This window comes from Pseudomonas sp. SWRI179 (assembly GCF_014268705.1).
GTDB lineage: Bacteria > Pseudomonadota > Gammaproteobacteria > Pseudomonadales > Pseudomonadaceae > Aquipseudomonas > Aquipseudomonas zanjanensis.
The window spans coordinates 195383-206537 of sequence record NZ_JABWRA010000004.1 but is presented as its reverse complement, the minus strand read 5'-3'; the positions used below and the strand labels follow the sequence as shown (position 1 = coordinate 206537).

At 63.9% G+C, this 11155-nt stretch carries 9 protein-coding genes; 7 read left to right on the top strand and 2 right to left on the bottom strand.

Annotated elements, in window-relative coordinates:
• Positions 1-351: 351 nt before the first annotated feature.
• Positions 352-1086, top strand: a complete 735-nt coding sequence (locus HU767_RS04030; RefSeq protein ID WP_186728586.1) for an SDR family NAD(P)-dependent oxidoreductase — start codon at positions 352-354, stop codon at positions 1084-1086.
• Between the two features lie 67 nt (positions 1087-1153).
• On the opposite strand, the gene HU767_RS04025 is transcribed toward HU767_RS04030, so the two are convergent.
• Both HU767_RS04025 and HU767_RS04020 read right to left on the bottom strand, forming a co-directional pair.
• On the bottom strand, positions 1154-3295 hold the full coding sequence (locus tag HU767_RS04025; RefSeq protein ID WP_186728585.1) for a TonB-dependent siderophore receptor: 2142 nt from the start codon (positions 3293-3295) through the stop codon (positions 1154-1156).
• A gap of 257 nt (positions 3296-3552) precedes the next feature.
• Positions 3553-4944, bottom strand: coding sequence for an aminotransferase class I/II-fold pyridoxal phosphate-dependent enzyme (locus HU767_RS04020; protein ID WP_186728584.1), 1392 nt, complete (start codon positions 4942-4944; stop codon positions 3553-3555).
• A gap of 136 nt (positions 4945-5080) precedes the next feature.
• On the opposite strand from HU767_RS04020, the gene HU767_RS04015 reads away from it, so the two are divergent.
• The 6 genes from HU767_RS04015 to HU767_RS03990 all read left to right on the top strand — a co-directional run bounded on the left by HU767_RS04015 (position 5081) and on the right by HU767_RS03990 (position 10962).
• Entirely contained in the window at positions 5081-6247 is a 1167-nt protein-coding gene (locus HU767_RS04015; RefSeq protein ID WP_186728583.1) for an MFS transporter, read from the top strand.
• A gap of 205 nt (positions 6248-6452) precedes the next feature.
• A complete protein-coding gene (locus HU767_RS04010; RefSeq protein ID WP_186704947.1) occupies positions 6453-7124 on the top strand; it encodes a GntR family transcriptional regulator in 672 nt (223 codons plus the stop codon).
• 112 nt (positions 7125-7236) lie between these two features.
• Positions 7237-8169: a 4-hydroxyproline epimerase gene (locus HU767_RS04005; RefSeq protein ID WP_186728582.1), complete on the top strand. Its 933-nt coding sequence runs from the start codon at positions 7237-7239 to the stop codon at positions 8167-8169.
• Complete coding sequence (locus HU767_RS04000) at positions 8166-9281, top strand: FAD-dependent oxidoreductase (protein WP_186728581.1); 1116 nt, start codon at positions 8166-8168, stop codon at positions 9279-9281. Before HU767_RS04005 ends, HU767_RS04000 begins: the two co-directional genes overlap by 4 nt.
• A gap of 191 nt (positions 9282-9472) precedes the next feature.
• Positions 9473-9709 carry a 2Fe-2S iron-sulfur cluster-binding protein gene (locus tag HU767_RS03995; RefSeq protein WP_186728580.1) on the top strand — a complete coding sequence of 79 codons (237 nt, stop codon included), beginning with the start codon at positions 9473-9475 and terminating at the stop codon, positions 9707-9709.
• A complete protein-coding gene (locus tag HU767_RS03990) occupies positions 9706-10962 on the top strand; it encodes an FAD/NAD(P)-binding oxidoreductase (RefSeq protein ID WP_186728579.1) in 1257 nt (418 codons plus the stop codon). Before HU767_RS03995 ends, HU767_RS03990 begins: the two co-directional genes overlap by 4 nt.
• The last annotated feature ends 193 nt before the right edge of the window (positions 10963-11155 follow it).

The window sequence follows — 11155 nt, the reverse complement described above, 5'->3', positions numbered from 1 at the left end:
CGATAGCGGTGTGTCAGTCAATATCAATACTGACTGGCCTGACGCTATCGCGAGCAGGCTCGCTCCCACAAGGGATTGCTGGCGAACGCGGATTTTGCGATCAGCCGGGAACATTGTGGGAGCGGGCTTGCTCGCGAAGACAGAGTTTCAGTCAGAACTCTGTAGCTGACACACCGCCTTCGCGAGCAAGCCCGCTCCCACAGGGATTTATGGGTGTTCGAGATTGATTACATGACGTATCAACTCAAGTACCAGACGCCTTATTTATCAAACCCTGGCGCATCAATACCCTGAGCTCAACCACCGCCATACCGGCGCATCGGTTCCATTCAATGTGATCAGGAGTCAATCATGAGCCTCAACAAAACCGTCATCATCACCGGCGCTTCCAGCGGTATCGGCCTGGGCTTGGTCAAGGCATTCCTCGCTCGGGGCTACAACGTGGTGGGCAATGCCCGCTCCCCGTCCGGCCTGGACGCTGCCGCCGCCGAGCTCGGTCACCCGGCCGGTTTCCTCGGCGTGGCTGGCGACATTTCCGACCCGGCCACCTCAACCGCCCTCATCAGCCAAGCCGTCGAGGCGTTCGGCGCCGTTGACGGGCTGGTGAACAACGCCGGTTTTTTCCTGCCAAAACCCTTCGTCGAATACAGCCCCCAAGACCTGGACGCGCTGCTGGACACCAACCTCAAGGGGCTCGTCTTTGCCAGCCAGGCCGCTGCCGCGCACATGATCGGGCGCCAGCAAGGCTTCATCATCAACATTTCAGCTGCCGTGGCCCTGCAACCGAACATCCAGGTACCCGCAGCACTGCCGGTGCTGATCAAGGGCGGCGTCAACCAGATGACCCGCGCCCTGGCCCTGGAACTGTCGCCCCACAACATCAAGGTCAACGCCGTCGCACCTGGCATTATCGACACCCCGATGCACGACCCGGCGCACCGCGACTTCCTCAACCACCTGGCCCCGGCCGGTCGTGTGGGCACCATCGAGGAAATTGCCGAGGCCGTGTTGTACCTGGCGGGTGCTGATTTCACGACCGGCGCGATACTGCCGGTGGACGGCGGGATGAGCACAGGCAAGTGGTAAATAGGCAAGTGTCAAAAAACAAAAACCCCGGAGGCCAGGCCTTCGGGGTTTTCGTGACGCAACGGATTCAGAGCGTGTAGGAGATACCAGCCTGCACGGTTCGCGGTGCGCCTGGATAGGCGTAGACGCCACCAAATGCACCTTCTTCGTAGTCGGCGTCAAACAGGTTCTTCAGGTCCAGGTTAAGGCGGATCCGCTCGTTGACCTTGTAATAGCCGAGCAGGTCGACGACGGTGTAGCTGTCCATGGTAAAGGTGCTGGCCGCGGTATTGCCGGCCCGCTCATCAACGTACTTGGCGCCCAGGCCCAGGCCGAGGCCCTTGAGGCCGCCGTCCTGGAACTCGTAGACGTTCAACAGGCTGAAGGAGTTCTTGGGCACGTTGAGCAAGCGGGTGCCGGACGGGATATTGATGTCCTTGGTCACTTCGGCATCCACGTAGGCGTAGCCACCGATCACGCGCCATTCCGGCGTCAGGTTGCCCGCCACGTTCAGGTCAAAGCCACGGCTGCGCACTTCGCCGGCGGCCAGGTTGAAGGTGGGATCCAACGGGTCGGGCGTGAGCACATTGCGCTTTTCAATCTGGTAGATCGCCGCGTCGACGCTCAACTGGCGATCCAGCGCTTCCCACTTGACGCCCATTTCGTAGGACTTGCCCTCTTCCGGCTTGAATCCCCCGCCTTGAAGGGCGGCACCGGTGTTGGGTTTGAACGAGCGGGCGGTATTGGCATAGACCGCCACGGTATCGGTCAGATCGTAGATCACCCCCAGGCGTGGAGTGACGGCATTTTCAGTCTTGTCCCAGTTACGGCTACCGGGCCGAGTCTGAGGGACGAAGGATTCGTACTCATGCTCGAAATGTTCGAAACGCGCCCCTGCCAACACCTTCAGGCGCTCAGTCAACGCCACCTGATCCTGGACAAACACACCAAACGTCTTGAGATTTTCCTGGTCATCGGTGGGCTTGCGCGTCAATGCCGGGCGTGGCTGGCCATGCACCGGATCGAAGATATCGATCGGGTAGGTACCGGCGGCACCAGAGGAGCGCTGAATGATCGACTGGTAATCGTAGTCTTCGTACTCAATGCCCGTCAGCAACGTGTGCTCGAACCCGCCGGTGGAAAAATGCCCGGTGAGGTTGAGCTGGGTGTCCCGGTCGGTCCATTCCAGCTTGCGGTAGTTGAAGTTGCGACTGAGGGTACGCCCATCGGCGCCGATGCTGTTGCCCTCCACGGCATTGCCCTGCAAGGTGCCGTCGAGCCATTGAGTACCGCCGGCCAGGGTCCAGTCGTCGTTGAGCATGTGCTCGAAACGCACCTGCAGCATGTTGTTGTCGTTGTGCAGCTTGCCCACGTCTTTCTCGCCGAAGAAGGTATCCCGCGACGCGGTGCCACGCTGGCCGGCGTAATGGGTCAAGCCACGGTCCAGCGGCGCATTGTTGCGCATGAAATCGCCTTCGAAGGTCAGGCGCGTGGTGTCGTTGACCTGCCAGCTCACCACCGGCGCGATGCCGTAACGCTCGGTCTCGACGTGGTCGCGGAACGTATCGCCGCCCTCACCCACCACGTTCAGGCGATAAGCCAGGCGTCCTTCCTCGTCCAACGGACCGGACGCATCGAGCGTGCCGCGACGCATCCCCTGGTCGCTGACCTGGCTGCCGAGGGTCACCGTGCGCTCGGCCAACGGCTGCTTGGACACCACGTTGAAGGTACCGCCCGGGTCGCCGCGGCCATAGAGCATCGTGGCCGGGCCACGCAGGACTTCCAGGCGCTCGATGGTGTTGGCGTCCGGCATGTTCGGGTAGCCACGGTTGATCGGGAAACCGTTGCGGTAGAACTCGCCGGTGGTGAAACCGCGGACAGTGAAGGTGGTCAGGCCCTGGCCGCCGAAGTTGTTCGCCCGGCCTACACCGCCGGCGTAATCGAGGGCGTCTTGCAGGCGCGTGGCACTGAGGTCTTCAACGACATCGCGGGAAACGACGGAAATGGATTGCGGGGTTTCATGGATCGCCGTGTCGGTACGGGTGGCACTGGCCGAACGGGTGGCGTGATAGCCCTTCACCGGGCCCTGCGCTGTTTCAAAGTCTGAATTGCCGACGATATCGGTGGCTTGCAACTCAAGGGAGGCTGGCTTGGCAGGGATCGGCTCTTCGGCCCAGGTGGGAATGGAATAAGCTTGGAGCACACACAGTGAAACGAGAATCCGACGCATCGATGCACAATCCTAATGGAAACAAACCCCCACATCGGGGGCTGACAAAAATGTGTCGCGAAAGATACAGCAACTCATTGTCGTTTGATATCTATTCCCATTAACGCCTGTGTTTTTTGTGACCGATCAGTCCGTCATCGCGAGCAAGCTTTGCTCCCACAGGGATCTTCAGCGGGCACAAGTCTTGTGAGTGGCCCCTGCTCTCCCCGTGGGAGCAAAGCTTGCTCGCGATGGCGCCAGAACAATCCCCCCATATCCTATTGGCCCACCGCAATCGACTCCTGCTCCACCCGCTGGAAGAACGTCTGCGCACGAATATCCTGGGTATAAGCCACATTCAACCGCAGCCAATCACACACCTCCCCTTGCGGCAGGAACGTCGAGCCCTGGGACAGTTGGATCTGCAGTTCCCGGGCGATCTGCTGCACCCGCTGCGCCGCCAGGTAACGCGGCCTGGCCCAGATGAACAGGCCCCCCATCGGCTCGGCAAAGACCTCCCAGTGGGCCCGGTCCAGTTGGCGCAGCGTACTTGCCATCTGCTTGTTCAGGCGCTGGCGCAAGCGCTGGATCAGCTTGCGATAAGCACCGTTGGCCAGCAACGTCGCCACTACGTTTTCAGCCAGCAGCGAACAACCGATGCCGGTAATCATCTTGACTTCGGCCAGGCGCTGGATGATCTCGGGATGGGCCACCACGTAACCGATGCGCAGCGAACTGGACAGCGTCTTGGAAAAACTCGCCAGGTAGATCACCCGGTCCAGGGCGTCCAGGGAGGCCAAGCGCGACGTCGGGCCATTCTGGAAATCGGCGTAGATGTCGTCCTCGATGAGGCGAAAGTCATGGGCCGTCGCCAGTTGCAGCAGGCGGTAGGCCACGCTCGGCGCCAGGCTGGTGCCGGTGGGGTTCTGGTACATGCTGTTGATGAAGAAGTACGAGGGTTTGTGCTCGCCGAGTAGCTGTTCCAGGCGGGCGATGTCCGGGCCTTGGGCGGTTCTCGGCACGGCCACGGTCTCCACCCCGTGCAATTTCAGCAAATTGAACAGGTTGTAGTAGCCGGGGCTTTCCACCAGCACCAGGTCACCGGGCTTGAGCAGGGTTCGCACCAGCAGGTCGAGGCCCTGGCTGGCGCCTTGGGTGGTGATGATCTGTGTCGGGTCGACGTGGATGTCGATCAGGCCCAGGCGCTTTTGCAGGTGCAGGCGCAGATGAGGCGAACCCAACGGGGTGCTGTAGTTGAACAACGCATGGTTGTCGCTGCGCACCACTTGGCGGATCGCCTGGCCCAGGTCGGTGTCGTCGCGCCAGGCGTCAGGCAGCCAACCGCAACCGAGCTTGAGCTGGGTCGATTCATTGTCGAACAACTGCCACGACGGGTTATCCGTATCAGGTGGCGGTTGCACCGGCCGGGCCAACTGTTGCGCGACAAAAAAGCCCGCGCCATGCCGAGACTCCAGCACCCCGCTGGCCACCAGTTGGTCATAGGCCTTGATCACGCTCGACAGGCTCAGGCTATTTTCCCGGGCCAGTTGGCGAATCGACGGCATCCGTGCGCCGGGGCGAATGCCATGGGCGTCGATCCAACCCGTGAGGTGCGTCACGAGCTGGCGGATCACCGGCTCGGCAACGTTGCGATCAATCTTCAGGTCCACGGTGGGCACTCTTGGTCAAGTGTTCTCGATTTTCCGAAAAACAGTTAAACACAAATGGCTGGCGGCTGTTCCTTGTTTGCGTTGTGCCCGGCAGTGATAGTCCCCGGGACTTCATGCTGACCTTTAAGGAACACCCTTGAACCCATCGCATCGACATTCCTGGGGGCTGGCCTTCGGTCTTTGCCTGATCACCCTCGCGGTCAACCTGCAGGCGCCGCTGTACACCACCTATGCGCAGTTGTCCGGCTACGGCGCCGGGGCCACGGCGGTGGCGTTTTCCGGTTATGTGCTGGGCGTGCTCCCGGTGCTGCTGGCATTCGGTGGGCTGGCCGACCGGGTCGGCCGCAAACCGTTGATCCTCGTCGCCCTCGGGCTGTCGATGCTGGCGACGCTGGTGACCCTGCTCTGGCCGAACCTGGTGGCGCTGGGCGTGGCGCGCCTGATGATGGGGGTCGGCACCGGGCTGGCTTCGGCCACGTCGACCGCCTATATGGCCGAGCTCATGGCAACCAGCGATACCCGCTCACCGGCCAACCGGGTGACCGCCAGCACTTCCCTGGGATTTGGCCTGGGGGCAGCGTTGACCAGCCTGTTCCTGTTCGTCCACCACAGCGCCACGCCCGGCAGCTTCTGGTTGCAGCTCGCGTTGGCCGCCCTGGCGATCGTCGTGGTCTGGCGGCTCCCGGACCCGGCGCTGAAAATCAAAGACGCGCCGCTGCTGCGCCTGCCGTTGTTCCCCACCGGCAGCCTGCCCTACAGTTTTTCCATGCTATTGGCCTGGGCGACGTCGGGCCTGGTCATCGCCCTATTGCCATCCGTGCTGGCGACCCACGATTTGCAGCGCTGGTCTGGCCTGTCGACCTTCACGGTCATCAGTTGCGGCTTGCTCTTCCAGCCTTGGGTGCGCCGCCTGCACCCGGCCAGGGCGACGTGCCTGGGCCTGTTGATCCTGCCCACGAGCTACGCGTTGCTGGCCTGGGGCGCGAGCGTCGGCTCGCTGTTCGCCGTGTTGCTGGGGGCATTGGGAGCCAGCAGCGCCTGCTACGGTTTCCTGTACCTGGGCGGGCTGTCGGCCATCACGGCCATGGCTGGGGCGGAAAAGGCCCGGGTCAGTGCCGGTTTTTTCCTGTTCGCCTATGTCGGGTTCAGCATCCCGGTGGTGGTGACCGGGTTGCTGGCTGACGCTTTTGGCGCTGATGTGGCGTTGATCGTGTTCGGCCTGGCGTTGTTGGCGGGGGCGGTTGTCACGGGATGGCGCATCGTCCGGACCGAGGCTGATATGGCCCACTTTTCCCATGGCTGAACAAAAAACCGTTGTGGCGAGGGAGCTTGCTCCCGCTCGATTGCGCAGCAATCGCAAAATCCCGGGTCTGCTGCGCAGCCCAGCGGGAGCAAGCTCCCTCGCCACAGGGGGCTGGCTGGAGGATTGAGGGAGCCTGGGACAGCTCGACACCGCACCCGGCAAAGTCGTATACCATATCCCCACCTAAGCCGAACGACCCGCTGCCGTGACTTTATCCAAGTTCAACCTGCCTGACCTGGGCAACACCCCGTCCACCTCGGAAATCATCACCCGCCACCTGCGCGATGCCATCGTGGCCGGGCATTTTGCCGAGGACGAGCCGATTCGCCAGGATGACATCGCCCGGCAGTTCAACGTCAGCAAGATTCCCGTGCGCGAAGCCCTCAAGCGTCTGGAGGCCGAGGGCCTGGTGATGTTCCAGCGCAATCGCGGGGCGATGGTGACGCGCATTTCCGAGGCGGAACTGGCGCAGATGTTCGAAGTGCGCATGCTCTTGGAAGACAAAGTCCTGCGCCTGGCGATTCCCAACATGACCGAAGACACCTTCGCCCGCGCCGAAAGCATCTGCCAGGAGTTCATCGGTGAAGACGACGTCGGGCGCTGGGCCGAACTGAACTGGCAACTGCACGCCTGCCTCTACGAGCCGGCGCAACGGCCTTTCATGGTGAGCCTGATCCGCTCGGTGCACGACAAGCTGGAGCGGTACTTGCGCATGCAGATGAGCCTGTCGGCCGGTAAGGACCGTGCCGATCACGAGCACCGGGAAATCATCAAGGCCTGCCGCGCCGGTGATGTCGAGCGCGCCGTGGCGCTGCTGGACGAACACATCGCCGGAGTCTGCGAAACCTTGTTCAAGTTCCTGCCTTCCAGCCATTGATGCATTGGTACTGTGCCGATTTCGTCATCGGCGATAGTTAAAACCCTCAAGCCGTCATCCCCTGGCGCGGGCCACGCTTACCGTCACTCATCTGAACGGACGTGGCCCTCCCATGAAACGCATCACCGTGATCGATTCCCATACCGGCGGCGAACCGACCCGCCTGGTCACCGACGGTTTTCCTGACCTGGGCCAGGGCAACATGGCCGAGCGCAAGCAACGCCTGGCCACGGAGTTCGACGCCTGGCGCAGCGCCTGCGTGCTCGAACCCCGGGGCAGCGATGTGCTGGTGGGGGCGCTGCTCTGTGAGCCGGTGGACCCGAGCGCCTGTGCCGGCGTGATCTTTTTCAACAACAGCGGCTACCTGGGCATGTGCGGCCACGGCACCATCGGCCTGGTGGCGTCACTGGCCCACCTGGGCAGGATCGGCCCCGGCGTGCACAACATCGAAACCCCGGTGGGCACGGTACAGGCCACGTTGCACGAAGACCGCTCGGTCAGCGTGCGCAACGTGCCGGCCTACCGTTACCGCCAGGCATTGGCCTTGGAGGTGCCCGGCATCGGTCCGGTGGTGGGCGACGTGGCCTGGGGCGGCAACTGGTTTTTCCTGATCGCCGAGCATGGCCAGCGTGTCGCCGGCGATAACCTCGACGCGTTGACCGCCTACACCTACGCCGTGCAGCAAGCCTTGGAGCAACAGGGTTTTCGCGGCGAGGACGGCGGCCTGATCGACCACATCGAACTGTTCGCCGACGACCCTCAAGCCGACAGCCGAAACTTCGTGCTCTGCCCGGGCAAGGCCTATGACCGCTCCCCGTGCGGTACCGGCACCAGCGCCAAACTGGCGTGCCTGGCGGCCGATGGAAAACTGCAACCCGGGCAGATCTGGCGCCAGGCCAGTGTCATTGGCAGCGAGTTCGAAAGCTCCTACGAACAGGCGGGCGAGCGCATCGTGCCGACCATTCGCGGTCGCGCCTACATCAGCGCCGAAACCACCCTGATCATCGAAGCGGATGACCCGTTCGCCTGGGGCATTCGTCTGTGAGCGAGGGCCATGTCGCCGACGTGATCATCATCGGTGCGGGCATCATCGGTGCGGCCTGCGCCCAAGCGTTGGCCCGACGTAACGTCAACGTGCTGGTGCTGGACGCCGGTTGGCACGGCGCCACGGCGGCTGGCATGGGGCATTTGTTGGTGCTGGATGACAACCCCGCGGAACTGGCCCTCAGCCAATACTCCCTGCAACGCTGGCGCGAACTGGCGCCAGCCCTGCCCGCCGATTGTGCCTGGCGCAACAACGGCACCTTGTGGCTGGCGGCCAATGCCGAGGAAATGGCGGTAGCCCACAGCAAATACCTGAACCTGCTGGCCCATGGCGAAGCCTGTGAACTGATTGGCCGCGCCGCCCTGCATCAGCGCGAACCCGAACTGCGCCCAGGGCTGGAAGGCGGACTGCTGATCAATGGCGACGGCATCCTCTACGCCCCGGCCGCCGCGCGCTGGATGTTGGACGCACCCAAGATTCGCCAGCAGCGGGCACAAGTCAGCGCAGTCGACGGGACTCGCGTGCGCCTCGACGACGGGCGTTGGTTGAGCGCCGATGCGGTGGTGCTCGCCAATGGTATCCACGCCACCGAGTTGTGCCCGGAACTGCCCATCGAGCCGAAAAAGGGCCACCTGCTGATCACCGACCGCTACCCCGCCACCGTCACCCACACCCTGGTGGAGCTGGGCTACGTCACCAGCGCCCACAACGCGAGCGGGCCGTCGGTGGCGTGCAATATCCAGCCGCGCCCGACCGGGCAATTATTCATCGGCGCCTCGCGACAGTTCGGCACCGTCGACCCGCAGGTGGAAGGCTGGATGCTGGCGAAGATGCTCAAGCGCGCCGTCGACTACATGCCTGGGTTGGCGCATCTGCACGGCATCCGGGCCTGGACCGGTTTTCGCGCGGCGAGCCCCGACGGCTTGCCGCTGGTGGGCCAACATCCGCAGCGCAAGGGGCTGTGGCTGGCGGTGGGTCACGAGGGGTTGGGCGTCACCACGGCACCCGCGACCGCCGACCTGCTGGTGGCGCAGTTGTTCGACGAAACCTCGCCACTGGCCGCGCAGCCTTACCTGCCGCAGCGTTTTTTGGGAGAACCGGCCCATGCCTGAAGCCCGACGCACATCCCCTGTTTGCTCCGGGAATTGGGTTGCCCCCCTGTGGCGAGGGAGCTTGCTCCCGCTCGATTGCGCAGCAATCGCAAAAATGTCGGGTCTGCTGCGCAGCCCAGCGGGAGCAAGCTCCCTCGCCACGGGATGTGGGTTTCCCTCAGAGATCCGCCTACCCCCGGAGTATCGGACCCATGCCTGAATTATTCCTGGACGGCCGCCCGCTCTCGGTGGCCAACGGCACCAGCGTCGCGGCGGCATTGGCGTTGGGCGCGAACGGTTGCAGTCGCACCTCGGTCAGCGGCCAGCGTCGAGCGCCGTTGTGCGGCATGGGCACCTGCCAGGAATGCCGGGTGCTGATCGATGGCCGGCGCCGCCTGGCCTGCCAGACCCTGTGCCTCGATGGCATGCAGGTGCAGACCCGACCATGAACGAAGCCACCGACCTGCTGATCATCGGCGCCGGCCCCGCCGGCATGGCTGCCGCCCTCGCCGCGGCGAGCAGCGGCGCACACATCGTGTTGCTGGATGACAACCCACTGCCCGGCGGGCAGATCTGGCGCGACGGTCCCCAGGCCAACCTGCCCAGCGCAGCCCGGCACCTGCGCGATCAACTGCGAAACTGTGCCAACGTCCGCTGCCATGCCGGCACTCGCGTAATCGCCTGCGCGGCGGATAAAACCTTACTGGTGGAAGATGCCGAGCGTGGCTGGCAGATCCGCTACGAACGCTTGATCCTTTGCACCGGCGCCCGTGAATTGCTGCTGCCGTTTCCCGGCTGGACCCTGCCCGGCGTGACCGGCGCTGGCGGGTTGCAGGCGCTGATCAAGGGCGGCTTGCCGGTGCGCGGCGAACGGCTGGTCATCGCCGGCAGCGGCCCCTTGCTGTTGGCCAGCGCCGCCACGGCGAAGCATCAGGGCGCACAGGTGCTGCGCATCGCCGAGCAGGCCAGCTTCGGCGCTGTGGCCGGTTTCGCCGGGCAACTGCCGCGCTGGCCGGGGAAGTTGTTCCAATCGTTCAGTTTGTTCGATTCGCACTACCGCACCAACACCCACGTGGTCGAGGCGCTCGGTCGGGAACGGCTCGAAGGCGTGCGTCTGCAACAGCAAGGCCAGACGATTGAATTGGCCTGCGACCGGCTCGCCTGTGGCTTCGGGCTCATTCCCAATACCCAGTTGGGCCAGGCCCTGGGCTGCGCGGTTGAAGGCCAGGCGCTGGCGGTTGACGCCTGGCAAGCGACCACGCGTCACGACCATTACGCCGCCGGGGAATGCACCGGTTTTGGCGGCAGCGAACTGGCGCTGGTGGAAGGCGCCATCGCCGGCCATGCCGCCGTCGGCAATAGCGCAGCCGCCCAGCAGCTGTGGCCTCGCCGCGCGCGTTGGCAAGGTTTCGCCCGGGCCTTGAACACGGCCTTCGCCCTCGATCCACGGCTCAAGTCCCTGGCCCGCGGCGACACCCTGGTCTGCCGCTGTGAAGACGTGCCTTATGGCGAACTGGTCGGCCACGAAAACTGGCGCGAAGCGAAACTGGCCAGCCGCTGCGGCATGGGCGCCTGCCAAGGCCGAGTGTGCGGCGCCGCACTGGAACACCTGTTCGGCTGGACACCACCGGCACCTCGCCCGCCCTTCAGCCCGGCGCGGATCGAAACCTTGCTGGAGCTGGAAGAAACCCCACCCAGCTGACCCCGACACACATCCCACGCTGACCTGCACCCACCACAAATCCCCTGTGGGAGCTGAGCTTGCTCGCGATAGCGGTGGGTCAGTTGGTAGAGATGCTGCCTGTGCCGCCGTCATCGCGAGCAAGCTCGGCTCCCACAGGGATTTGAAGTGAACTTCAACTTTGCAGGCACCCGCAGGCCCCATGTGGGAGCGG

What these genes read in the sequence shown, in the direction of transcription:
- HU767_RS04025 (WP_186728585.1), bottom strand. Translation starts at nt 3,295, where the DNA reads ATGCGTCGGATTCTCGTTTCACTGTGTGTGCTCCAAGCTTATTCCATT.
- HU767_RS03990 (WP_186728579.1), top strand. Translation starts at nt 9,706, where the DNA reads ATGAACGAAGCCACCGACCTGCTGATCATCGGCGCCGGCCCCGCCGGC.
- HU767_RS04030 (WP_186728586.1), top strand. Translation starts at nt 352, where the DNA reads ATGAGCCTCAACAAAACCGTCATCATCACCGGCGCTTCCAGCGGTATC.
- HU767_RS03995 (WP_186728580.1), top strand. Translation starts at nt 9,473, where the DNA reads ATGCCTGAATTATTCCTGGACGGCCGCCCGCTCTCGGTGGCCAACGGC.
- HU767_RS04005 (WP_186728582.1), top strand. Translation starts at nt 7,237, where the DNA reads ATGAAACGCATCACCGTGATCGATTCCCATACCGGCGGCGAACCGACC.